Origin of the sequence: Vibrio sp. 10N.286.51.B11 (assembly GCF_041469245.1) — a bacterium.
Lineage (GTDB): Bacteria > Pseudomonadota > Gammaproteobacteria > Enterobacterales > Vibrionaceae > Vibrio > Vibrio crassostreae_C.
The window spans coordinates 108,894-134,181 of the sequence record NZ_JBFRKI010000016.1 but is presented as its reverse complement, the minus strand read 5'-3'; the positions used below and the strand labels follow the sequence as shown (position 1 = coordinate 134,181).

Genomic DNA, 25,288 nt, shown 5'->3' with positions numbered 1-25,288 from the left:
GAAATAATCTGTGGAATGATGGTTACCGCAACACCCAAGAATAGTAGGCTCATACCGTGTTCTTTGATGGTGTCTACCGCTTGAGGGCCAGCCTCAAGACCAACGATACCCACGAATGCTGCTAGACCGAAGTCGCGAATAAAGCTTGCTGCTGATTCTGGGAATTGCGCCACATGTGGGTTACGGCTGCGTAACCAACCAACAATCAGACCTGACACTAGACAGCCTGCACCAGAGCCGATAGTGACCGGAATACCTGCAATTTTGAAGTTGATTAGGCCAATCAAAAGACCCAATACCATACCCATGCCTAGTACAATGAAGTCAGTCATTGTTGCTGAGTTCATTGGCTTACCGATTGTACCTTGAACACGATTAATATCGCTTGGTGAGCCAGTTAATTGAATAACATCATTTTTCTTAACAACAAGGTCAGCGTGAACTGGGATTGATACACCTTCGCGAAGGTAGTCAGTCACATAAACACCACGGTAAGTGCCTTTGTTCGCTTCTGATTTGATTTGACCTAGTGTACGGCCAATCAGTTGTTTGTTGTCTGCGATAAGCTGACGGTTCTCTTCAATGACTTCGTACTCTTCTGGAAGCACAACTTCAGAGCCAACAGAGTCACCTTTCAACTGACCAATGGCTTTACGAGTACCTGTGATAACCAGAACATCGCCTTGTTGAAGCTTAGTAAATTTGTCTGCTTCAATCGCTTTGCCATCACGCTCGATAACTTCGATGCATGCGTCTATTGAATCTTGATTGATTTGGGCTAGTGTCAAACCATTCAGTTTGCTCTCTGCTTTGATTTCAAAAGCGCGAGTCTCAAGTTTTGTCATCGCATTGAATTCACCAGCACCAAGCTCTGCATTACCATCTGAGTTCGCTTCTGCCATTTTGATTGCTTCAGCGCGGATATCCCATTTCATTAGTGTTGGGAATACCCATGTCACCATTAGGATTGGACCTAATGAACCAAAGATGTATGTTACAGCGTAACCAACAGCAACGTTAGTTTGCATCAGATGTTTGGCTTCTTCAGACACACCACCCAAACGGGCGATCGCATCGCCTGCAGTACCAATGATCGCAGACTGAGTTAAACCACCGGCAGCTAGGCCCGCAGCAGTACCTCTATCTAAGTCAAACAACCACGCAGCGGCAAGTACACACAATAAGCCTGAAACCGTCATAACAACCGCAGACAACAGAATGTTGATGGTTCTAAAGTTAAGCGCTTTAAAGAATTGTGCGCCACCTTGATAACCCACAGCATAAATAAAGAGCGCAAAGAAAATACTTTTTACGCCGGGATCAATCTGAACACCAAATTGCCCAATAATTACGCCCATTAATAATGTTCCGGCCACACCGCCTAAAACAAATCGGCCGATAGTAATTTTACCAACCATATAACCCAATGAGAGTGTAATAAATAGTGCGACAAATGGTGCCATGTCAAACAGATTAGAAATAATGTCCATGACAAATTTACTCTTGTTACTAAATATAAGGAGTAAATAATCTAACGAATAACTTAATAATGATATTTGTTGGATTATTCAAAATAAATAAAGCATCTCGTTGCTTCGAACCGAATATTAAGAACAAAAGGTTTTATTATGTAATCCCATTTGATGGATCAAATCATCACTTTAACTGTTCGCATAGTTTTTGAAGTGCAATTTACACCTTAAGTGATTGGTTTAAATAGATTTATCTTAAACCGGCAAAAGTAGATGATTTTCGAAATCAATTTCAATTAAGTGTTTCCACTTCAAGAACGACAACCTACCTACCGTTGTTTTACTGGCTTACGGCTCTCAACAAAGAGGCAGTTGGCATAATCACCGAATAAAGTTGGATTTTGATGGGTACGATCCTCTATAAGCGATTATCACAATAAATCGAACTCCGTTATCGTTGCATTCATCAAACAAATAGAGAACAGAACCATGAATACCATGCCGCATGAGCTTGTGTGGGATGAAGTCTACTTCCCACCGCTGTTATTGGTTATCGCACTGGCTTACATACTGACAATGCTAACAGGGTCAATCGCGACACGGTTTGGCCTTCATAAGTACGTCGCCTTTCCTGCAATAGCAGAACTGAGCTTGATCGTGATTTTTACTGGCGCTATCGGCCATTTTATTACCATTTTTTGAGGCACTTACTGTGATCAAACGTTATCTCATCACACTTTTATTATTGGCTGCTGCGGGAACTGTGGTTTATAGCTATTACCAGTCGTACTCAAGTAACCCATGGACCAGAGACGGACAAGTCAGCGCTTATATCGTCTCGATTACACCTCGAGTCACGGGTCAAGTCATTGAAGTGCATGTCGAAGACAACTCGAAGGTAAAAAAAGGCGATCTTCTTTTTGAGATCGATCCGAGTATTTACAAGGCGACCTACAGAAAAGCACTTGCGACTCAAAAACAAGCATTTGCCCTACTCGCCAAAGCCAAAAACGAAGAGCAACGCGCGTTGAATTTAGAGAAAAGAACGCCCGGTGCCGTGCCCGTGCTGACACTAAACAACTTGAACAACGCGGTAGAAACCAGCGCCGCAAATGTCGAACTGGCAAAAGCGAACGTAGAAGAAGCACATCTCAACCTTGAGTACACCAAGGTATATGCGCCTACTAACGGCTATATCACCAATCTGAACCTACGTGTTGGCTCTCAAGTTGTCGCGAATTCACCTGTGGTTGCGCTAATTGATGAAGATAGCTTCTGGATTGAAGGTTATTTCAAAGAGACTGATTTAGTCGGTGTCGATGCTCAGGACACTGCTTATGTGACCTTAATGATGCACAACAATGTTCAGCTAGAAGGACATATCAAAAGTATTGGTTTTGGTATCGCGAAGCAAGACGGCAGCACAGGTAATGATTTATTGCCAAACGTGAATCCAAACTTCCAATGGATACGCCTAGCTCAACGCATCCCTATCAAAGTGAAGTTAGACAAAATACCAGAAGACGTACAACTGCGTGTTGGTATGACTGCCTCGATCAAAATAATCAAAAATAGCTAGGTGATTCTTATGTTCACTGCATCGACTAAAGACGCGATTAAAGTCGCACTCTCTATCGTTATCGCAATCTGCCTAGCGTTGTGGTTTGGTTGGGAAAAACCGTATTGGGCTGCGATAGCCGTCGCAGTGATGGCATTGAACGAGAGCTTCGCCCATTCAATAAACAAAGGCCATAACCGGTTAATGGGAACCTTGTTAGGGACCGGTTATGCCTTTTTCCTCATTGCGATGTTTTCACAAGATCGATTTTTGTTTCTAACATTTCTTACCGTGTTCTTAGGCACTTGTATTTTCATGTCTAGTGACGAGAAATACGGCTACATCTTTTCAATAGGATTTACCGTGTGTTCGATTGTTGCTTGTATGGGCGGGTTTGATAACCAAACCACCTTTCACTTTGCTGTACTTAGACTTCAAGAAACACTATTAGGTGTTGTTGTGTTCTCTATTGTGTATCGCATCGTGTGGCCTGTGAATACTGAACTCAACTTTGTACAACGTTTCGAAACCAGTAAACAAGCGTTGTTAGATGCGATGGAAAAAACAGACAACATCGACATTGCCGCACTTGAAAGCAACACCGCGAATATTGATAAGCTGTATCAACTTTTAGATCTGCCACTGACCGGAAGCTACCACCTTAAAGAGAACATCCAAACATGGCGCTTGCGTATCGATGAAATGGCACATATCCAAGATACATTACTCAAACAAAGTAACAGCGAATCAGACTTAGATATCCAATGGGCAGTTCTTACTCACAACTTGAAGACGTTCGATGTATTAACACCAGAACAATCTCTTGTTGAGGGTGAACTCAATGTCATAGGTGATCATAAAGACGTGTCTTGGCATCATGCACATCGCACGTTTGTTGAACATTTGAATGAAGATGGGCGCAAAGTGCTGCAAGGCGTGTCGATGTTTATCACATCGCTGTTGGTTTGGATTTATCTTCCAGTTCCAGGTGGTTTCATATTTCCTATGTTAGCCGGTGTATTCTCTTCTATGGTGCCGACCATGCCACCAAGCGTTATTAAGGACGCTTTTTATGGTGTGTTGGGTACAGGGTCGGTGGTTCTGTTGCAATACATCTTTGTGATGCCATTAATGACAGAACTATGGGAGCTGGGACTATTCTACTTCCTTAACATTATGGTGATATGGAAAGTGTTCGCGACACCTAAGCTCATGGTACACCGAATATTGGGTATTAACTTATTAGTTGTTCTCACATCTGGTGCGCTCAACCTCACACCTGTTTATGGAATTGAAACGCCACTTTTGATGCTCGTAAACATTTTGATTATTCTGATGATAGCGAAGTTGTTTACTGATCTATTTAGAGTGAGGGTAACTGCTTAGAACTAAATGCGCTTAACAACTCACAACAAAACGGTCTGCCAAGTATTTTTACTTCACAGGCCGTTTTTTTATCTATTGAAAATCATTATAAATCAATTGATTAACGCTAATTATTACTAAGTGAGGATAGCGTCCATCAAAAGCGATTAACGCGATCTGCCACCTCCTCTTAAAATCCTCTCATTGATTGACGCAATGCATTTTTAGTCGCGACATTCACACTAGCAATCCTAACGGATAAATACATAACAACTGAACACGACGTTCAGTATTACATCGACTGTTTGAGTCTCGAAGGTTTGAGGCCACTCAGCGTGGAAACCGTCATGAGTTTTTTTGAAATACGCACCAGCGCTTGTAAGACCCATACTCTTTCTGTGTTAGCGAGCGCCCTATTACTTACCACCCCCAATTTTGCGTCTGCGGCAGAAACCAATACTTACAGCGAAGTTATGGAAAAGGGTCGAGCACTATTTGACAAATATGGCATCAGTCATGATTTACCAAAGCTAGCAATCAGTTCGCTCGTACAGGGCGAACACCTAGTTGAACACGCACATCGAACCATACAAATTGGCGATGAGGTTCGTGACTCAAGCGTCTATCTGATAAAAAACACAGACAGCAAAGGCAACATCGACCTGCGCGTCAAATACAACCCGCAAGAGCTGGATGAAAACGAAAAACTGATCGATGAAATTGAAGAGTTTACGCGCACTGAGTATCGACTAAGAAATTATGCAGAAAGCTTCGATCCATCGTCAGTGAAAGTCAATGAAAAAGACAACGGCGACGTGACCATTAGCTTCAACTATTCGAAATACGGCTTACCACAAGACATCGCCTATTTCCGTTTCTTGAATGTTGATATTGAACTTGTAGGCGGCACACCAAAACGCATGGTAATCACCAACGACAAGCCATTTAATCTTGGTAAGTCAAAAGTCGATACCTATTACCAAGTGATTGATTTCCAAACGTTAGACTCTGGTAAAGTCGTTATTGAACGTAAGACAACTAACATCGAGGGTACGTCTAAAACGAAACCGATGACCATGAGCGCTGTAACTGAACCCGTCGCAATTTATGAAGACGACAACGGCGTTAATGTCCTGCATGAAGAGCGTCTAAAAGAAGTTTCAGATCCTCGTATGCAAGAAGCGAGTGTTAAGTTAGATCGAGTATTCCCTTTAATGGGTGACATGGTGCGTCGTCAAGGTATCGATTTGCCATTACCATTCGGTGTTTCAGTTGCTTATCGCAATCAAGACATGAACCTTCCTATGACCGATTACGTGATTGGCGGTGTGCGCTTGAATGACCTGTTCGACCCTGAAGATAGCGTTGCAACGGTTAAAGCAGAAAGTCTTTCAATACGTGGTGATGTGAATATTCTGCCGTTCTGGAATGTATTCGGATATGTAGGAAAGGTAAACGTTGACGCGAATGTTGATGCCTCTTACACCGGCGCTGCGGGAGAATATCTACAAGATAAACTCAATAACAAACTACCTGGTCTAGGTGACAAACTGTGCGAGGGCGTATCAGCACTGTGTAACAGTGGGCGTTTAAATGTACCACTGCATCTCGAATATGACTTACGCGGTGCGGGTACAACACTATCTGTTGGTTACAAAGAGTTCTTTGCATCACTGACCGGCACCTATTCACAAACCCGTCTGAAAGGGATGGATGATTGGGGTGACGGCATTGTCACGATTCAGCCAATGTTGGGCTACCAATTAGTTGATTATCGCGCTCAATTCTTCGTTGGTGCTGAATACCAAGGTTTAGATTCACGTATGCAAGGTACTGTAAAGACAGACGATATTGAGTTTGATTACGACGTTGGTGTCGACATTAACCAGTGGGCATTTTTAACCGGAGTCAACAAACAGATTGGCAAGCATTACAACATGACCGTGTTGTACAACAAAGGTGAAACTCGTTCGGCTGTGACATTGAACCTTGGCTATCGCTTCTAGAACGTTTGATCTTCTAGACCTAATAAGCTCTTAGCTCATTGAACTCTGATATCGGTGTAAATCTCACGTTTACTTGCGCCGACATCATACCAACGACATTGCGCCCCCTTGTTTTCAACAGAGAGCAAGTGAAATAAACAACCACGTCAAACGCACCAATGATGGAGCGAATCACCTGATGGAAGGACAGGTTTGACGGTATCGATGCGCTGTTCGTTACTTTACCAAATTTTATTGTGGACACCTTTTTTATGACTATTGCATATCGTTCTCTCATCGCGCTCGCTATTGCGGCCGCTCTTGCTGGTTGTGACACAGACGTTGAACCAACGGTTCCAATGCCAGACAAACCTGAACCTCTCGTACCTGCCCCTTCAGAAACCTTTACCACTCAAATCGGCGATGTGATGATTACTGCGACCAAAGAAGAGCTGGTTGTTACATCTAATACCGAAGACGATAAACTGGCTTCTGTTGAGTCTTTTAAAGGCATTAAGTTTGCCGATGCAGAGCGTTTTGAGCACAGTGAAATGGTTGATCTTGGGAGTGACATTGATGCCACTTCGTTTGGTGATGCATGTCCTCAATTGAAGACCGTTTCACAGACACAATCTGAAGACTGTTTGAATCTGAACATTTGGCGCCCAGTAGGCGTAGATGCTGATGCAGACCTACCGGTTTATGTATTCATTCACGGTGGTGATTTCGAATACGGTTCTGGTGCAGAGCCGCTCATCCAAGGTGATACCGTGGTTGCTCAAGGAAGCGACGATGGTAAGCCTTTCATCTACGTAAGCTTCAACTACCGTCTTGGTCAGTTAGGTACTCAATGGATTAAAGGCGAGAACGAAGATGGAAACTATGGCCTAGGTGACCAAAAGCGTGCCTTGGAGTGGGTACACAATAATATCGCTGACTTCGGTGGTAACGCTCAAAACGTAACCGTTATGGGTCAAGGCTCAGGCGCTATGTCTATTGGTTTCTTGCAGCAAGATGACGATATCGCAGGTCAATATTTCCAACGTGCCATCATGCAGAGCAACCCGTATGGTTTTGAGTATCCTAGCTATGACGTTGCAAAAGATCGCAGTAAGGGTTTTACAGCAGACACTTCGCTTGACAAGATCATGGCGTCGCAAGAAACAGCTTTGGATGGTATTGAACAGCTAAAAAATTGGTTATTGAGTTCGCTATCGGTTTCAGTTTCTTATTTGGGTCAAGAGTTAGAAGTAGGCCCCAAATCAGGAAAGACCCCTATGCAAACACTGATGCCATTTGCTCCTTATCTAGGTTGTGAGTCACTTGCTACCACTGATGAGTCAGAGGCAATATGTATAGAACCATCTAAATCACCACTAAATTCTGATCTTTCTGTACAAACGATTTTGGGAAACAATGCTCATGAAGCAAATAGTTTTGGGATGTTGTTCAGTGTGACCTTTTTGATTCCAACTATCATTGACGAATTTCTTTCAACTGAAGCAATAAAAGGTAAGCGCTCAGAGGCCATTGCCTTAGATGCGTTGAAATGGCTAGATGATGAGCACAATCAAGATCGTTTATTGGCAAGAATAAATAACATGAGTTCTAAGGACGTTGCTGCAAATGAAGGTCTTTCACTCACTGCATATACAGCTGTTAGTGAACTATTTTGGGGGATGGATTCATCTGTTGATATAGGAGTTCTTACGCCAATTTGTCTAGCTAAAGACGACCCAATAGAGGTAATCGAATGTATCGTAAAAAATGTAGATATTGAATTAAACGGCCATGAACAAACTAATAAAGTTTTAAACCTAACTGACTTTTTCCCTAATTCAGAATCTAGCTTAGGTGGCGCTTTTGACAACATGAAGCAATTTAAAACCCTGCTAAATGACACCTTGTTCAATGGCCCAGCTCGTTATATGGCAGCAAACAGCGAAGTAGAAGCAACGCTATACCACTTTGAGCACAAACCAAGCTTTAACATGTGGAACTATAAAACAGGTCTAAATGAAGAAACGGGCGAATACGACCAACTGTCAATCATTGATCTATTCAAAACGATTGGTTGCATCAGCGGTGCATGTAACGGTTCAGAACTGCCATTTATGTTCAACAAAGCTGTACGTTTTGATGGAAGCGAAGTAAATCCATCAAGCAAAGATAAAGCCCTTATGAACGAAATGTCGCGTCTTTGGTTTAGCGATGAATTGTTCCAGAGCTACCAGTACAGCGATGCTACCGACAATGTGCTTGTCATTGATGGTGCAGGATTCAGCGACAACAGCACTACCTTCGACTGGGACTATGTCACAAACCCAGGTGTTGATCCTAAGCTTCGTGAAGGTCGCTTAACGGGTCTAGCAGAGCAAGGTCTTATGCCTTGGGACTGGTACCTAAACTAAACATATTCAACACCCTTCCTACTTTAACGGCCAGCTCGCTGGCCGTTTCTATATCCAAATTTTATGTTTAAACGCAGGTTAGTTATGACACTTAGCAAACTAAAAACAGCATGCACAATAATGTTGATTGCTTTGGTCACAGGATGTGCCCAACCTTACCCCGATGTTGAACCCGACTTCGAAGCTAACTGGCAAAGCACAGAACATCAAGCTCAAATCTATTTGATCCCGAATGCACCTGAAGCCTTTGCGCGCCGCATTGATCTGGTTCGCCAAGCAAAACACTCGATTGATATGACTTACTTCTCTTGGGAAAACGACACTCTGGGTCTGATGCTGTTAAACGAGCTGAAACACGCCGCTGACCGCGATGTGGCCGTGCGCCTCACACTGGATGACTTGTTGGTATTCAATGACAAATGGCTTGCGGAGTTGGACTCACACGCCAATATTGAGATTCGACTGTTCAACCCTTTTGAGTCACGTAAAGCTGGCTGGATTGGTCGTGCGCTCAACTTCTCTACTCATCAAAAACAGTTAGATAATCGACTGCATGAGAAATACTTTAACGTTGATCACCAATCGATGATCCTCGGTGGGCGCAACATCGGTGATGACTACTTTGGCTACAGCGAAAGTGCCAACTTCTTTGATATGGATGTGCTGTTTAAAGGCGACGTGATTGCTGCTTTCGACCGAAACTACCAAGCGTTGTGGAACAGTGAGCATGTAGTGCCAATTCAAGAACGCATTAAAATCAAAGAGAAAGAGCAATACCAAGCGTTCACCAAAGCGTTGAACAAAGGTGAAAAGAATCAAGCATTGATCACGTCTGAAGTCGAAAGGCAGATAAAGAGCTTAAACCAACCGAAGTTCATTTCAGCCTCTGTCACGCCGGTATTTGACTCACTGGAGAAACTCAATGACAACAAGCCCTACTTTCGCCAACGTATTGAACACTTGATGAAGCAAAAAGTACCGACACCTTCTAAGGTTATTATTTCTACGCCTTATATGGTGCCAAGCGATAACAAGTTTGTATTCGTCGATGCACTTAGAGAGAGCGAAGCCGAAGTCACCTTACTGACGAATTCATCGGCTTCTAATGATTCGGGCTTTGTGCCTGCGTATTACGAAAAACACCGTGAGACTCTACTCGACAAGGGCGTAAGTATCTATGAGTACAAAAGCCAAGCGATCAATGATGATCACTACTTTCATGTTGATACCTACTACCACAACAAGACAGTAATTTTAGATGAGCGTGTCACCTATATTGGCTCTTCTAACTTCGATCCAAGATCAGACTTTCTCAACGTTGAGTTTGGGGTGTTGGTTGACAGTGAAGAGTTTGCGAAGCAAGTGACACACTACTTAACACGTCAGAAAGAGGAGTTGTTCTGGGCTGTGTCGCGAGAACAATCAGGTGACACCATCTGGGCTTCAGAGGAACAAATCCATACTAAGAACCCGAACTACAGTTCATGGAACAAGGTACCTGATTGGTTATTTCGAAAAATGAATGGCGAGTTCGAGCTTTAAGTGTTCAGCTTCGAATCTTAATTTTTAATTTTCTCCAGTCCAAATGTAAAAAAGCCGCGTAATTCGCGGCTTTCTCATGTTTCAAATACACGTATCTGAGCTTATAGACGGTAGGTCATCGCTCTTTGGGCTACGTAGTTCACCATATCAAGCGTTGTGAAGATCGAATTAACATCATTAATGTTGTAATCCACATGTCCACGCTCCACATATTGCTCAGCGAGACGGTAAATATCAACGACACGCTCAGATACCGCTTCCATAGGATCAATAAAAGTGACTGTTGGAAATGCCGTTTCAAGTTGCTTTCTAACCAAAGGAAGTTCCGTGCATCCCCAAATAACCGTATCAACGCCCTTCTCTACGATGGATTGAATCGCTACAGCAAGCAGTGCGGTATTACGCTCAAACTCGCCCGCTTTGATCCCGTTGGTTTCTCGGATTGCTTGTCCACACTCTGTCATCTCACCGGTTACTTCACCATAGATAGCACTATGCACGTTATGCTCTTGCTCAAAGGAATCTGGCTTAACGAACACCAGATTCGCGTCCGTTAGGTAACGATCATAGATTCCCGAATTGTATGTGCCGTTGGTACATAAAATACCAACAACAGATTCAGAGTTCTGCTCTTTGATTTGATCAACGGTGGTTTGAAGCATGTCGACGATATAAACGTTGGTGTGCTTTTGAACCTCAGGTCTAAAGTAATGAGCGGTGTTACAGGTCATTACGCCAAACTGAACATTGGCATGTTCTAAAATGCACGCTGACTCAATCAGTTCAGGCACAGGATCGGTACCGCCTTCGTTAATCACTTCAGATCGATCGGGGATATCTGAGTTTTTCACCACTATCATGGCCATGTGGTCTTAGTCTTTAAGTGCGCCGTGTTCAATTTCTTTCTTGGCGACGATATCTTGGAACAGAGCATCTGCTTCAGGGCCCATATTACCAAATACACCGAATCGTAGCTTTTTCATTGTTTTTACCTTTGTGTTTGCTAAAGCACAAAGGTTATTACGCTCTTTCGATTTACTTGAATCCTATTAGATGGTTCTCATCCTCGCGAGTGCATAAACAGCGTACAAAAATCAGAATTGAGTACCAAAGGAAAAATGAATACGAAATTCGTCGCCTTCAGGCGCATCTAAGCCGTAAGCAAAATCGAGCTTAACTGGCATTAACTGTGAGTTCCAAATCAAACTCACGCCCGTCCCACGCTTCCAATCCGCTTGTTGATCAAATGCATCACCCACATCAAGAAATGCGCCCAACCAAATTGAACGATAGACTTGATGCTGATATTCGAGCCCAGCAGTTAACATATAACGTGCCCCCGTTAGTTCACCATTCTCGTCTCTAGGGGAGATAGATTCGTAACCATAACCTCGCAGGTTTCCATCGCCACCAGCAAAATACCGCAGTGACGACGGCACATCAGATAATGATTTGGCAATGTTGATGCCTACGTTGGAGCGGAAATGGAGCTTCTGCCTGTCACTAATATCCCATGAAAGGACACTGTTTCCTTCCAACCGCAACAGCCTTGAGTCAGAGAACAGACTAGGGTCAGAATACTCGACAGAATAGATGTGTCGATGATTGAGCTCCAACTGATCATTTTTACGATCAACCTGAGAAAAACTGATGCCAGGTAACAGTAATTGCGATTGCTCTTCCTCAGACGCCTGACGGTACTGTTCGTGCAAGTATTTGACATAAATGGTGCTTTGCCAATCACTGTCTAATTGCCAGTAACGTTCGAACTTAAGATCGTTTGTAAAGCTATTGGTGTCTCGATGATCAATTCGTTTCGATTCAAACTGAATACCAAAGTAATCCGTTGTGACTTTCTCTGTGGGGATTTTGTACCCCAACTGAAGTGATTGCTCCTGTTCAGACAAATATGTCTGTGTTTCAAAGCTGTGGCCTCTCCGGTTATACCAAGGCTTTGACCAACTGAGAGAGGCGCGTAAACCGAGATCTGTAGAATAGCCGCCACCGACCTGCACGATATTTCGAGAACTTGGCTCGGCAATGATTTCAATTGGAACTTCTAGGTTGTCATCAAGTTTGTCAAAGTCACCATGTACGATGACACTTCGAAACCATTGAGTGTCTGACAAATCAGATTGCAGTTCACCTAACTTGATGGTGTCAAAGTCATCACCTTTTTTAAAGGTGGGTATTTTCTCGATACGAGTAGGGTCAACCCCATCATCAGGAATACTTATAGAACCGAACTTGTAGCGTGGACCACTTGCAAAATACAAGTGTATATTCGCGATGTTCTCGCTAGGAATAACTTCAATCTTTGACTCGATAAACCTGCCGTCAAAATAACCTTTCCGCTTTGCTAAAGAGAAAATCGCACGCTTAGTTTGGTCGTATTCTTGGTGAGACAAAGTTAAACCTGAGCCTAACTTGCTTTGATTGAGTATATTGATGAACTCCGCATCTAGGCTAGCTTCACCTGTTATTTTTACTATCGATTCTGCGATGCGCATGACAGGACCAGAATCGATGTTAATGATCACGTTATCAGAATCATTGAGGTCGATATCGAGCTGTGGGTGATAATAACCATAAGGGTTGAGTGCATCTTGAATACGTTTAGATAGCTTCGTTTTCGATAGCTGTGATGCAGGAACATCGGCTAAAGGTTCTAAATATAATTCTACATTTTCGGTGAGAGTTTTATTAACCCCTTTAACCTCAAATTCAGCAGCACTAGAAGAGTGTTGGGTAAACAGGAAAAATGAAGTGGCCAGCACTAATTGTTTAATCGAGGTCTTCACGCGGTTACCCAATTGCTCAAAACCCGAACAGGTTATGAGCAAAGCGTTAAATCGCCGAATCTCTTATGGAGGACGCTATCCTTCGAACGGCTTATCGGGTTGTTTAACACTGCAACAGTCGTTTATTAACGACTCAAATCCCAGCCCTACAGACACAAAAAAGGCGCAATTAAGCACCTTTTGAATGTCTATTACTTATTGATTTATATGGCTTGCTGACTCAAGATCAGTTGTTGTTCAGCCACACATCTTGGTTTTTTGGAGCTTTCTTCTTCTTTTTCTTCTTGCCAGTACCGGCCGGTGGCGCAACAGGTTTTAGTGCTGCGATCAGTTCAGCTGTCGCTTCTTCATCCACTTCAAAGCCTTCAATTTGCTCACGCTCAAGACGAATCTTGTTCTTCTTCTCGATGATTTTGAAGTGGTGGTAATCTTCGTGATCGATCAGAGATAACGCAAGACCAACTTCACCTGCACGACCACTTCGGCCGATACGGTGCATGTAGTCTGACGGGCTACGCGGTAAGTCAAAGTTGATTACCACTGGAAGCTTCTCAATATCCAGACCACGTGCCGCGATGTCTGTCGCGATCAGAACGTCAATCTCGCCAGATTTGAAATCTTCTAGGATACGAGTACGTGAACCTTGCCCTTTATCGCCGTGGAATACTTCTGCGATGATACCGCGCTTGTAAAGCTTGTCTGCTAGGTGCTCACAGCTGTTCTTCGCATTAACGAAGATCAGAGCTTGGCGCCATTCATGTTGTTGAATTAGGTGTGCGAGTAACGCTGTCTTGCGACCTTTTTCTACTTCGAATACACGTTGAACCAGTGTGCTCGCATTGGCACTTTGAAGTTGAACTTCAATTGGATCGCTTAGAAGTTCGTGAGTCAGCGTTTTAACTTGCTCTGGGAAAGTTGCAGAGAACAACAAGGTTTGTTTTTTGCTCGGCAAGAGCTTCAAGATTGCATCAAGTTCTTCGGTAAAACCTAGGCTTAGCATTCGGTCAGCTTCATCAAGCACTAACGTTTTCACTTTATCTAGTTTGATAGCGTTGCTCGAAATAAGGTCAAGCAGACGACCCGGTGTTGCCACCAAGATATCAGTGCCGCCACGTAGCGCCTGCATTTGAGTGTTTACCGATACACCACCAAACACACAAACCGTTTTAATCGCGCCATTGAAATGCACAGCGTAAGATTTAACGCTGTCAGCCACTTGCTTAGCAAGTTCACGAGTAGGAACCAAGATAAGGCCAGAAACAAAGTTACCTTTGCCTGAACGACGGTCCAGAGGGGCATCTTCATGAATCTTTTGTAACAGTGGAAGAGCAAATGCTGCGGTTTTACCTGAACCGGTATTTGCGCCTGCAATTAAATCGCGTCCTGCTAACACACTTGGAATAACTTGCGCTTGGATAGGCGTTGGCTGTTGGTATTCAAGCTCAGATAAACGAGCCATCAAAGGAGAGATTAAGCCAAGATCAGAGAAGTTGGTTGGTGTAGTGGTGTTAGTCATTAATTGCAGGAACTCAAAGCTAAAATAATAGCGCGCTATATTAACGTATTTCAGCAGTATTACGTAACTAAATCGCCCTTTCGCTTCTATTTCACTGATTAATATCCGTCAGACGCGAAGTTATCGATGTGAGAACCTCGATACTCGCCGTACCAACTTCGTCTAAGAGTATTCCAGCTACACAATTGTCGTGGGTTGCAGTTAGTTCAGCCAACCTGCTACCGTTTGTTCCGGTGCATACGAATTCGGCTCGGTTAACCAAACAGCGACTGCGTCTGGTGTAGCGACAAGTGGCTCAAAATTGATATTAAATTGCCATTCAGACTCACCACGCTGATAACCATCGTAAACCACAACAAAATCATGTTCGAGTTTCTTACCCCTGTTCTCGCCCGCCTTAACGCTGGTGACTTCGTTCATCGCCAGTAAAGCTATATGAGCAACATAATCCCCTTTGCCTTCGTAACTTACGCTGAACGTATCGCCTTTATGATTGACCGTTAGCTTGGGGTTATTTTGTTGTTTGAGCGAAGGCAACGTTCTGTCTAACCAGTTAAAGTAACCGCGCCATTCTTTTCCATCGACAACAAAGCCCGGCGTGTAAACCCCACTTGTTACGCCATAAGCTTTATACAGTCGTTGCTTCTGACTAAACGCCTTACTCGCGAACTTGTCGCCCCAACCTAAGTAATCCCAATAATCGACGTGATAGGCAAGCGGAATAACTTGTGTCCAAAGTTTTGGATGGTCTTCAAAAGTACTGAGGTACTGATCAGCAGGTGGACAACTTGAACAACCTTCAGAGGTGAAGAGCTCGATAACCTGTGCGGGCTGGCCTTCATTACTCCAGGTTTGTGCAAGCGACACTGAGGAATAGAAGCCGATCGGTAAGGCAAATAAACAAAGTTTAATCAATGATGAATTGCGTTTGGCGTGTGACATACCGAGATCCTTGTACAAAGCGAATTGAATGGCGCTCAAATACAGACCGTTATGCCTAGGTTTTTCTTTCAGGTGCTTAGTTTACGAAGAGATTGAGTTTATTTCAGATACAAAAACGCCAGCTTTAGAGGCTGGCGTTTTCTTAAAATTCTATATTTACATGTTAACGCTGAGATTAACGGTTAATACCGATATCGCGTTGCATGTGACCAGATAGGTCGCTTGCGTAGTAACTACGTGGAGAGTTGTCTACGAAAAGAATATCGAAAATGTGTGCAATCAATCCTTTGAAGTTAACCGAGTAGGTTTTCTTATCCATAGAGTTAGGAACAGCGATAGTATTCATTTGTACTGCTTGAGCCATGATTGCCTCTCTATAAATTTATTAATGTGTTTCGTTCTGATGACAAGAATAATAGGTGATCTTTTGCAGGTTAAAAAATGACTAAAATTAGATTTTGGGATTAGTTTTTCTAATAAAACAAACCATTAACAATACCACAAAATAGATATGCAGATTATGTGAGTACAAATTCAATATAGTGTTTAAGTCATGCATTTAGTACAAATACCCCGCAAACAACAGTGGCCAATGTCACAGAAAATTTACATAAATAAATTTTCCACTTCATCAGCCACGTGTTCATTATCGACTTTTCGATAAGTTATATTTGTTTTTAATTTACTTGTTCAATGCCTGGCTTCTTCGCATAAACCGACGCTATAACCGCAATCGTCATCGTAGAAACCAATACCGCCAATGACCAGTAAGTTGGGATAGCCCACTCGCTATCAACCAGAAGCATTTTCACACCAATGAACACCATGATGAATGAAAGCGCGGGTTTCAAATAGATGAACTTGTCCATCATACCTTGCAGTACAAAATACAACGAGCGAAGACCAAGTAACGCAAACACGTTAGCCGCAAGTACCAAGAACGGTTCTTGTGTTACCGCAAAGATCGCAGGGATAGAGTCTAATGCAAACATCACGTCCATGACTGCGATCGCACCGATGACCAACATCATTGGAGTGAATGCCCATTTAGCACCCTGTTTAACCATTAATGCAGGGCCATGGAAGTCCTCTGTTACCGGCATCACTTTACGAAGTAGCTTTTCAGGCAGAGTATTCACACTCTCCTCTTCGCCCTTGTCTAATGCCAGCTTAATACCTGTACCAATCAAGAACGCAGCGAACACGTAAAGCACCCAGTGATATTCCGCCAATAGCTGTGCGCCTAGTGCGATCATAATTGCACGAAGCACCAATGCACCAATTACGCCCCAAAGAAGCGCACGAGGTCTTAGATGCTCAGGAACTTGGTATTGAGCAAAGATCATCGCAAAAACAAACAAGTTGTCTACGCTAAGGGATTTTTCTAACAAGTAACCCGTAATGAATGACACGGTTGCTTTTTGCGCTGTGTAGTCACTGTTCGGCGCATAAATGTCCCAAAATAGGTAAATCGAGCCAGCAAACAAAAACGCAAGTACAAACCAGAAAACACTCCAGATTGCCGCTTTCTTGATAGTAACGTTACCGCCACGAGTCTGATAGATATCAATAGAGACGAGAATAACCGTTAGCAGGAAAAAGCCCGCATAAGTCGTCATGATTGGCGATGAAAAAAAGGATTCACTATTTGTAGATAATAGAGATTGAGTTGAGTTCATTATTCCTCCGGGCGGAAGAACTGTACAAAGACCTTCCGCAAACAAAGCATATCAAGCTCCATTACGGATCTTGACTGTGATTGCGTTGGTCTCGTTGAAGTGAAATATGGGATTTCACTTTTACATACCGGATAGACTCTTGGCCTAACGAGATGACGATATGTAAACTTGCGCTAACTACTCCCCAAACGCGTGGATAATAATCCTCTGGTTGTGTTTCGTCTATATAAATTTGCACGGAAAAAGCAAAAAAGGAGCAAACGCTCCTTTCTGATTGATGCCACTTTGTCAAATAAACACGCGAATTGATTCTAAGAATAAATTCGCAAGTCAAACACAATATTGCACTGCGTAATGAAGTTGCAAAAAGAGCAATTTACAGCCCTGCGGCAGGTATTAAATACACTAACGCTGACCAAACTGATACCCAACCGACAACCGCTACCGCATCTAACCAATCTTTCTTATCCATGCATATCTCCACAAGAAGGCGACCTGCAGAGATAAAGCATAAACAATGCCAATTTTATAAATAACCCAAAGTAATAGTGTTAAATATCAGTATCAGCTTTAGTTATCTAAAACACTCCATACAATTCAACGGTTCATTGAGTTGAAGCGACTCTGGGTGGTCTTGCAGAAACTCGATGAAGCAGTCTGCCATAGAGTCAGTGGTGACCGTGCCATCACCGATCATATCCAACACAGCGTTATAGCCCTCTTTGCCTTTCATTGTATAGGCTGACGACGCGCCCCGGTAAATACGGTTGCGAGAAACAGCTTGCCAACCTGAATCATCAGAGTGAATTTCTAGATGGTGAATCCTGTGTCCTATAGGCGCTTCTTTGTGGTAACAAAACCTCAAATTATGTGTATAAGGAAAGCTACCTGAACCTGTGCCCACGACACCATTATCAATCGCGTTATTGATTGCACCTTCAAGCATGCAAGCGATCGTTTCACCTTTTACTTCATACACACCAATAGGTACGGCAAACGGTAGTAGTTTTCCGGCAATATCGGCAACAGAGACATCGCCGCTGTTCAGTGAATTTCTTACACCACCGGCGTTGTGAATGGCAAAGTCAACCTGATGCCCTTTCTTGTTCATTAGATGGTGAAATGATTGAGCAACCAAGGGGGCTAGTTGACTCGGGCCTTTAGCATCTGGAATACGTACATGGCGAAGTTTAGTGTCTGCATGAGCAATCACTTGTTGCTGAAGCTTTCGAACTCGCGGCTGGTATTTATCCGTCAGAATGCTCTGCAGCTCAGGATCTTTCTTACACACTGCAATATTAGGGTGATTGTTTAAAAACTCACACGCCATATCGTGGGCATCGTCTTGCCCTACTTCACTCAGTTTCGCGTCTATAAAGAGTCGACGGCCTAATAACAGTTCGTTTTTACCATTGAAGTGCGTCACTTTGCCTTGAGAATCGAACTCGATTTCGCAGTGTCCTAAGCTCATGGCGTGGAAACCCGCTTGCACAACATAGGTATCGCCAATTTTCACACCGTATTCATCATCTTTAACTAAGCCGATATCAGAGAAATCACCTTGTAAGCGATGACTATGACCACCAACGATGACACCAATACCTGTTACGTTGGCTGCTAACTCTAAATCAGCTTCGTAACCAAGATGGCTAAGTAACACAATCTTGTTGATACCTGCTTGATGGATTTGCTCAATGGTCCCTTTTGCTGTTTCCAAAGCATTTTCAAACGGTGTATCGATATCTGGGTTAGCGATGCCTGCCATCTTGTCGATGCTTAAGCCGAATATTGCGACCTTCTCGCCATCAAACTCTTTCGTTATAAAAGAAGCACTTCGTGTTTCAGGCAGATAAGGCTTAACAATGTCGTTGTCCGCTAGCGTATGAGTTTTATTGATATCCTCATTCGATAGATTCCAGTTACCGGCCAACAGCGGGAATTTGATTCTTTTCGCGAAAATCGCGACGGGCTCATTACCCATGTCTAACTCGTGATTACCGAGCGTCATGGCATCTATATTAAGGGCATTCAACAAATCGGCATTGGCTTTTCCCTTGAATAAGGAAAAGTACAACGTGCCCTGGAAGCAGTCACCAGCGTGCAAGAACAAGGTTCCAACCTTCTGACGCTGGGCATCTTGTTCTATTTGTTTGAAGCGTGTTGAAATTCGAGCAAAGCCACCAGCACTGACATAAGGTTCAATGATGTGGTTGTTCATTTTAAGTGATAGCTGTAACGAGGTTGGTTCAAAGTATGAGTGGGTGTCGTTGATGTGTGCCAACACTATTTTTGTCGGCTTATTCTTTTTAGTCATATTTTCTTCTCTCTTTGTCCCTTCATACTAGGTCGAGAATCATGACAGAATCGTGAATTTTATGAAACTGCACTGCAAAAAAATACTCGAGATAGATCAAAAATCTCATTTTGCATCGTATTAATAAACAACGGGTTTTGTGACAGGTGAGCATACCGGATTTGGATTTTTCGATTATGATTAAAGATATCTGTTAGCTTTCAAATAATTAGCAGAGCCTTCCGTTAGGAGTAAGCCTATGCAACTAGAAAGAATCGAGATTTCTGGCTTTCGAGGTATCAAGCGCATGTCACTCGCGTTTGACGAGCTAACCACGCTTATTGGTGAAAATACTTGGGGTAAGTCTTCATTATTGGATGCCCTTTCCGTCATTCTGCCCTCAGACGGTGTGCCATATCACTTTGAAATGACCGATTTTCATGTCGATTACTCTGTTTCACACCCGCAGTCTCAACATCTTCAAATTGTTCTCGCTTTAAAAGCTAACGATAAGAGCGAACTTAACGCAGGTCGTTATCGCAAACTTAAACCTATTTGGGTTCAAGATGAATTTGGCGTATTTCGCATCTACTATCGCATCAGCGCGACGTTAGAACAGTATGAGACAACAACACACTATGCATTTCTTGGTTTGGACGGTAATCCGCTCAAGCTTCATCATTCAGAAAAGCTTGCTCAAGAATTAATGACCTTACATCCCGTTATCCGTTTGCGTGATGCAAGGCACTTTGATCGTCCTTTCAACGGCAAGTCCCTTAACCACAATGCTCACCTGCCGACTAATGTTCACGCAACTAATGCAAATTCAAACGGGAACGGGAACGGGAACCATCACACGAGCAATGGCACAACAAATGGAAACGGCGCCAATAACGGTAATGGTCGACAAGCAAGAATAGAAAAACGAATAGACAACACCTGCCGCCGTCTTATGGCGATACCCGGACATGTTAATAAAGGTGAAATGCGCAGTAGCCTAGAGTCGATGCAAAGTTTGATTGAGCACTATTTTTCTTTCAAAAGTACTTCTCGTCGTAACCCTAGAAAACAGCGAGACGGATTGCTTTATTCTGCGGGTACCAATGATCAGAGTATTCATCAACTCGTCGAAGAGACCAAGAACAAACAAACTCGCTTATTATTCATGGGGTTACTTAACGCTTATCTACAAGCTAAAGGGCCAAACGACTTAAGGCGATGTGCGCGCCCTCTGTTGATCCTTGAAGATCCAGAAGGTCGATTGCACCCAACACACTTGGCAAGGGCTTGGAGCTTGATGCAGAAATTGCCCATGCAGAAAATCCTGACCACCAACAGTGGCGACCTACTTGCGGCGGTCCCACTTCAATCGATTCGTCGCTTGGTTCGTCAGTCAGACAAAACCATCGCCAATCAACTCAACATGAACCATTTCAGTAAGGATGAACTTCGACGAATTGGTTTTCATATCCGCTTCCACCGCTCTGGGGCACTATTTGCTCGCTGTTGGCTATTAGTAGAAGGTGAAACCGAGGTTTGGTTGTTTAATGAACTTGCCAACCAATGTGGCTATAACCTAGCAGCAGAAGGTGTGCAGATTATTGAGTTCGCCCAATCAGGACTTAAGGCACTGATTAAGGTCGCGCAAGAGTTTGGCATCGATTGGCATGTGGTAACTGACGGCGATGCGGCGGGTAAAAAATACGCAGCAACGGTGCTATCGAAGCTTGGTAATGATCAGGAAAGACATCGACTCACGGAACTGCCAGATAAAGATATCGAGCATTACCTATATATGAATGGGTTTGAGAGCTTTTTCCGTGACATGGTTAAGATTCCATACGATCACCCTATCCCTCCAAAGAAAGTGGTTGCCAAAGTATTGAAGAAACATGCAAAACCCGACCTTGCACTCGCCATTGTTTCTCATTGCGAGAATCAAGGACAAGAATGCATTCCGCTTTTATTAAGGTGGACATTAAAACGCGTGATCACCATGGCGAATGGAAATACCTAAACATAATTTGTTTTATAGATGCTATCAGTTGCTCTACTGATGAAATATTTATCTAGTCGCCTCAACCAAAAAAGGCACACCAAACGGTGTGCCTGTATAAATCGATATACAAATTAATTGGGGGTTATCTTGCAAGAGTTCACAGTGACTAACTAAGGTTAGGTTAACGAATTAAGCCTTTGCCTGTTTAGCGTGTTGTTCAACAACTTCCGAAGATTGAGTCGATTTCTCGTGAAGCCATAGCCCCGTTGCTTTCATCAAGTATCCAAATACACCACCAAGCAGTAAAGATGGCACTACAAGTTGCCAATCACCACCTGCAGCAAACGTCGCACAGCAACCAATGAAGGTGCCTGGGATATAACCTAGCCACGCTTGTTTCGCTTGAATACACATAAAGAAAGCCACAATAGCAGTAATCATGTAGCCTAAAATCTCTAACCCTGCGAAGGTTGAGCTTTCGATAATCACCATTGCCCAGAATACGCCAGTCATGTTGGTCAATAAGCTACCTGCTAGTCCTTTAACGCCGCCTGTTGGCGAAGCAAAGTAACTGGTGCAACCTAAGAAACCTGCCCATGACAATAAGCCGAAAGAGATAGCAATCCATCCCCATAGACCTGACAAAATACCTGTTGTTAATGAAATCGCGACTAATGTACTCATACTATTTCTAAAGCCTAATTACGTAATTGAACGCAACCGGATTTAGCCTCACTTAAAATCAAGTAAGCATACTATGGGAAGATAGCCCTTATTTAGCCGATCACGATCACATTAATAATGTATGCAGATGTGTATTTATCACTAGATAGAGACAGAAATCGCTTATTCAACATATTTGGTTATCAGTATTTTATCAATTTATCGTTACAGAACCGATGGCTTGCCTTTCATCATGCGCTTACCTTCTCGCTTAATACACTCAGCAAGTGGGTTCTCAGACATATCTGCACGCCAAATAAAGGACAAGGTTCTTTCCATTTCAAGCTCAGGGACATTTAATGTGACCAGTTGACCAGACTCAACAAACTGTTCGACATCGAGATAAGGTAAACACGTTAAATATGGGCCGTTTGCAACCAAACTTCTTAAAACAGGAACGTGTTCATACTCTCGCCAAACATCAAGATCACCAATTAAATGGTGAATAGAGCTATCAAAAACTTTGCGAGTACCCGAACCATGTTCACGTAATACCCATTTTGCTTGTTCTAATTGCGCCAAGCTTACTCGTTCACGCTTCGCAAACGGGTGATGAGCCGATGCAACCACCGTTAAATGGTCCGTACACCACACTTCTTGGTGAACTCGGTTGTCATCACAACGACCTTCGATAACACCCAAGTCATATTGATAATCTAATACGCCATCAATAACCGCATCGGTACTTTGTACGCCGAGCGAGATTCGCATCTCAGGAAAGTCGTTATCAATAATACTGATGAGGTCAGGAACTAGGTGTTCCGCTGGTGTTTGGCTTGCACCGAGTTTGAGCTCTCCACTTAGTAAATGCTGCTCATAAAAACCCATCTCAATTTGCTGCGCATCTTGCAGTAAACGCTTCGCTTTAGGCCTTAGCCACATCCCCCAATGAGTAAGAGCCATTTGCTTGCCCTGCCTTTCAAACAAAGGCCTGCCGAGCATTTTTTCCAACTGTGCAAGAGACATACTTGTCGCCGACTGAGTCAACGCCAATTTGTCTGCTGCCTGACTAACGCTCCCGGAGTCTGCTACTGCATCAAATACCGCGAGTTGCTTTAATGAATAACGCAAAATTCATCCTTAATGCTTTTAATTATTTGTGTCCTGATGCTCGTTTTTTATAAAGCCAATGAGCAATCAATTTCATTCTACGCGTAACCCAATCTATATCAATAAATTTGATGTGGTTTCTAAAAATTATCAATTTTACCTCTACCCATCAACGCCCTAATCTGGAATGGCAGGACACAACGAGCCCTGCAAAACATTACTGATTAACCATTACGGATTAACCAAGTCATTAACACTAGGAATTACACATGACGGATTGTTCAAGGGGGGGATATGGCAACCAGCACTTCTGAAAATCATCAACTGTTCTCACCAACAGAAATGATGGCGGAAGCAGAGAAGTTTGCATTAAGTAAAGCAAATAAAACCAGCAGCATGACATTGAGTTTGGCAATCATGGCTGGCGCATTCATCGGGCTTGCTTTTTTGTTCTACATCACGGTAACCACGGGCAGCGCTGATGCTGGATGGGGATTGAGTCGCTTAGCCGGCGGTCTTGCATTCAGTATGGGTTTGATCTTGATTGTGATTTGCGGTGGTGAGCTATTTACCAGCTCAGTGTTATCCAGCATCTCATGGGCTAACAAGCAAATCACCTTCACTAAGATGCTGTCTATCTGGGGCAAAGTGTATGTCGGCAACTTTATCGGTGCCATGTTCCTATTGGCTTTGGTAAGCGCAGCAGGCTTATATCAACTGGATGGCGGCCAATGGGGCTTAAACGCTCTAAACATTGCTCAACACAAGCTGCACCACAGCCCAGTTCAAGCGTTTGCTTTGGGTGTGCTTTGTAACTTGTTGGTGTGTTTAGCGATTTGGTTAACGTTCAGCTCTGCTAACGCAATGACCAAAGCAATGATGACCGTGTTACCCGTTGCAATGTTCGTAAGCTCAGGCTTTGAACACTGTGTGGCGAATATGTTCATGGTTCCTCTAGGCATCACGATTCAAACATTCGCCCCGGAAAGCTTCTGGATGCAAATCGGTGCAACACCGGCGCAGTACGCAGACTTAAACGTCATGCAATTTGTCACAGCAAACTTAATACCAGTGACAATCGGCAACATCGTAGGTGGTTCAGTATTGGTCGGCTTAGCCAACTGGAGTATCTACCGTCGCCCACAACTTAAAGCAGCAAAAATTACCGCTATTACACAAACAACAGAAATTACGTCAGTTAAGGAAATTACTATGAACACAGCAACTACTATCAAGCAAATCATGAACACTCAACCAATTACATTGAGCGTTGAAATGCCAACATCAGTCGCGATTGATACACTTTTAGACGCGCAACTTGTTAGCGCTCCTGTTTGTGATGTTGAAGGCCGTCTAGTGGGTATCTTCTCTGTTCATGACGTAATGGTTGACCTTTGGTGCCAAGATTACATCCCAACTAAAGGCCAAAAAGTCGTAGACCTAATGAGCCGTGACGTTGTGGCAATCGATGCAAACGACAAGCTAGTAGACGTTGCTGAGTTCCTATGCATCGACAAAGAGCAACTGTACCCGACGACAAGCATGGGCTTCGCAACTCGCTTGACATCTCTTTCTCTAGAAGAGCGTGCAAAAGCGATGAAAGTAAGCCAACCACATATGCTTCCAGTGTTAGAAAATGGCGTGATGGTGGGTGTGTTGACTCGCATTGAAGTGATGCAAGCACTGCGTCCAATCTACGGTGACCGACTAAACGTGGTTCCTCAAGCTGAACTAGAAACAGCTTAACTAATCGTAAGTTGAACTATTAGGGATTAGTAGTTCAATTAGATAACTCAGTCATGGCAACGTTGACTGGCTAGAGGCAAATGGTGGCTTTTAACGTACTAAACGGTTTGACACAAAACAGACCTAAACGCGTTGCCATTTATCTCAATAAAAAAGGCGCAAAGTGAAAACTTTGCGCCTTTCTCTATTTCTAACTGCTGACCTAT

At 43.3% G+C, this 25,288-nt stretch carries 17 protein-coding genes and 2 pseudogenes; 9 read left to right on the top strand and 10 right to left on the bottom strand.

All coding sequences use genetic code 11. The features are described 5' to 3' along the window. A partial coding sequence (gene aspT, locus AB4154_RS09380) for an aspartate-alanine antiporter (RefSeq protein ID WP_372122779.1) occupies nt 1-1,490 on the bottom strand: 1,490 nt, incomplete at its 3' end. Nucleotides 1,491-1,961: 471 nt separating this feature from the next. On the opposite strand from aspT, the gene AB4154_RS09375 reads away from it, so the two are divergent. The 7 genes and pseudogenes from AB4154_RS09375 to AB4154_RS09345 all read left to right on the top strand — a co-directional run bounded on the left by AB4154_RS09375 (nt 1,962) and on the right by AB4154_RS09345 (nt 10,333). After that, complete coding sequence (locus tag AB4154_RS09375) at nt 1,962-2,174, top strand: DUF1656 domain-containing protein (RefSeq protein WP_017059802.1); 213 nt, start codon at nt 1,962-1,964, stop codon at nt 2,172-2,174. Between the two features lie 10 nt (nt 2,175-2,184). Further along, complete coding sequence (locus AB4154_RS09370) at nt 2,185-3,051, top strand: HlyD family secretion protein (protein WP_017059803.1); 867 nt, start codon at nt 2,185-2,187, stop codon at nt 3,049-3,051. Between the two features lie 9 nt (nt 3,052-3,060). Next, a complete protein-coding gene (locus tag AB4154_RS09365) occupies nt 3,061-4,416 on the top strand; it encodes an FUSC family protein (protein WP_017059804.1) in 1,356 nt (451 codons plus the stop codon). A gap of 326 nt (nt 4,417-4,742) precedes the next feature. Further along, nucleotides 4,743-6,401 carry a hypothetical protein gene (locus AB4154_RS09360; protein ID WP_104216369.1) on the top strand — a complete coding sequence of 553 codons (1,659 nt, stop codon included), beginning with the start codon at nt 4,743-4,745 and terminating at the stop codon, nt 6,399-6,401. Between the two features lie 251 nt (nt 6,402-6,652). Beyond that, nucleotides 6,653-7,862, top strand: a pseudogene (locus tag AB4154_RS09355) (carboxylesterase family protein); the annotation flags it as partial. A gap of 278 nt (nt 7,863-8,140) precedes the next feature. Beyond that, nucleotides 8,141-8,791 (top strand): annotated as a pseudogene (locus AB4154_RS09350) (carboxylesterase/lipase family protein); the annotation flags it as partial. A gap of 84 nt (nt 8,792-8,875) precedes the next feature. Further along, on the top strand, nt 8,876-10,333 hold the full coding sequence (locus tag AB4154_RS09345; RefSeq protein WP_372122777.1) for a phospholipase D family protein: 1,458 nt from the start codon (nt 8,876-8,878) through the stop codon (nt 10,331-10,333). A gap of 101 nt (nt 10,334-10,434) precedes the next feature. On the opposite strand, the gene AB4154_RS09340 is transcribed toward AB4154_RS09345, so the two are convergent. The 7 genes from AB4154_RS09340 to AB4154_RS09310 all read right to left on the bottom strand — a co-directional run bounded on the left by AB4154_RS09340 (nt 10,435) and on the right by AB4154_RS09310 (nt 19,585). Next, on the bottom strand, nt 10,435-11,199 hold the full coding sequence (locus AB4154_RS09340) for an aspartate/glutamate racemase family protein (protein WP_372122775.1): 765 nt from the start codon (nt 11,197-11,199) through the stop codon (nt 10,435-10,437). Nucleotides 11,200-11,427: 228 nt separating this feature from the next. After that, on the bottom strand, nt 11,428-13,146 hold the full coding sequence (locus AB4154_RS09335; protein ID WP_029235239.1) for an autotransporter assembly complex family protein: 1,719 nt from the start codon (nt 13,144-13,146) through the stop codon (nt 11,428-11,430). 214 nt (nt 13,147-13,360) lie between these two features. Beyond that, nucleotides 13,361-14,650: a DEAD/DEAH box helicase gene (locus AB4154_RS09330; protein ID WP_017059810.1), complete on the bottom strand. Its 1,290-nt coding sequence runs from the start codon at nt 14,648-14,650 to the stop codon at nt 13,361-13,363. A 201-nt stretch (nt 14,651-14,851) separates the two neighbouring features. Beyond that, nucleotides 14,852-15,592, bottom strand: coding sequence for a DUF1223 domain-containing protein (locus AB4154_RS09325; protein ID WP_102319718.1), 741 nt, complete (start codon nt 15,590-15,592; stop codon nt 14,852-14,854). 175 nt (nt 15,593-15,767) lie between these two features. Further along, nucleotides 15,768-15,956 (bottom strand): hypothetical protein, encoded by a 189-nt coding sequence (locus AB4154_RS09320; RefSeq protein WP_017059812.1) that lies wholly within the window; start codon nt 15,954-15,956, stop codon nt 15,768-15,770. A gap of 313 nt (nt 15,957-16,269) precedes the next feature. Then, the gene (locus AB4154_RS09315; RefSeq protein ID WP_017059813.1) at nt 16,270-17,271 is read right to left on the bottom strand and encodes a TerC/Alx family metal homeostasis membrane protein; all 1,002 of its coding nucleotides are present in this window, start codon (nt 17,269-17,271) and stop codon (nt 16,270-16,272) included. A 574-nt stretch (nt 17,272-17,845) separates the two neighbouring features. Continuing rightward, nucleotides 17,846-19,585, bottom strand: a complete 1,740-nt coding sequence (locus AB4154_RS09310; RefSeq protein WP_017072165.1) for a bifunctional UDP-sugar hydrolase/5'-nucleotidase — start codon at nt 19,583-19,585, stop codon at nt 17,846-17,848. A gap of 238 nt (nt 19,586-19,823) precedes the next feature. Between AB4154_RS09310 and AB4154_RS09305 the strand changes: the two genes are divergently transcribed. Then, on the top strand, nt 19,824-21,581 hold the full coding sequence (locus AB4154_RS09305; protein ID WP_371725487.1) for an ATP-dependent endonuclease: 1,758 nt from the start codon (nt 19,824-19,826) through the stop codon (nt 21,579-21,581). Nucleotides 21,582-21,752: 171 nt separating this feature from the next. On the opposite strand, the gene AB4154_RS09300 is transcribed toward AB4154_RS09305, so the two are convergent. Next, entirely contained in the window at nt 21,753-22,247 is a 495-nt protein-coding gene (locus AB4154_RS09300; RefSeq protein ID WP_017059817.1) for a DUF1097 domain-containing protein, read from the bottom strand. 204 nt (nt 22,248-22,451) lie between these two features. Continuing rightward, nucleotides 22,452-23,357, bottom strand: a complete 906-nt coding sequence (locus AB4154_RS09295; RefSeq protein ID WP_017064628.1) for a LysR substrate-binding domain-containing protein — start codon at nt 23,355-23,357, stop codon at nt 22,452-22,454. A 273-nt stretch (nt 23,358-23,630) separates the two neighbouring features. Here AB4154_RS09295 and focA point away from each other — a divergent pair, with 273 nt between their 5' ends. Beyond that, complete coding sequence (gene focA / locus AB4154_RS09290) at nt 23,631-25,082, top strand: formate transporter FocA (RefSeq protein ID WP_017064629.1); 1,452 nt, start codon at nt 23,631-23,633, stop codon at nt 25,080-25,082. Nucleotides 25,083-25,288 lie beyond the last annotated feature (206 nt).

Bases quoted from the DNA above. Each gene is read 5' to 3' on its own strand.
- AB4154_RS09310 (WP_017072165.1), bottom strand. From the start codon at position 19,585: ATGACTAAAAAGAATAAGCCGACAAAAATAGTGTTGGCACACATCAAC.
- AB4154_RS09345 (WP_372122777.1), top strand. From the start codon at position 8,876: ATGACACTTAGCAAACTAAAAACAGCATGCACAATAATGTTGATTGCT.
- focA (WP_017064629.1), top strand. From the start codon at position 23,631: ATGGCAACCAGCACTTCTGAAAATCATCAACTGTTCTCACCAACAGAA.
- AB4154_RS09340 (WP_372122775.1), bottom strand. From the start codon at position 11,199: ATGGCCATGATAGTGGTGAAAAACTCAGATATCCCCGATCGATCTGAA.
- AB4154_RS09365 (WP_017059804.1), top strand. From the start codon at position 3,061: ATGTTCACTGCATCGACTAAAGACGCGATTAAAGTCGCACTCTCTATC.
- AB4154_RS09315 (WP_017059813.1), bottom strand. From the start codon at position 17,271: ATGAACTCAACTCAATCTCTATTATCTACAAATAGTGAATCCTTTTTT.
- AB4154_RS09325 (WP_102319718.1), bottom strand. From the start codon at position 15,592: ATGTCACACGCCAAACGCAATTCATCATTGATTAAACTTTGTTTATTT.
- AB4154_RS09360 (WP_104216369.1), top strand. From the start codon at position 4,743: ATGAGTTTTTTTGAAATACGCACCAGCGCTTGTAAGACCCATACTCTT.
- AB4154_RS09320 (WP_017059812.1), bottom strand. From the start codon at position 15,956: ATGGCTCAAGCAGTACAAATGAATACTATCGCTGTTCCTAACTCTATG.
- AB4154_RS09300 (WP_017059817.1), bottom strand. From the start codon at position 22,247: ATGAGTACATTAGTCGCGATTTCATTAACAACAGGTATTTTGTCAGGT.
- AB4154_RS09375 (WP_017059802.1), top strand. From the start codon at position 1,962: ATGAATACCATGCCGCATGAGCTTGTGTGGGATGAAGTCTACTTCCCA.
- AB4154_RS09330 (WP_017059810.1), bottom strand. From the start codon at position 14,650: ATGACTAACACCACTACACCAACCAACTTCTCTGATCTTGGCTTAATC.
- AB4154_RS09305 (WP_371725487.1), top strand. From the start codon at position 19,824: ATGCAACTAGAAAGAATCGAGATTTCTGGCTTTCGAGGTATCAAGCGC.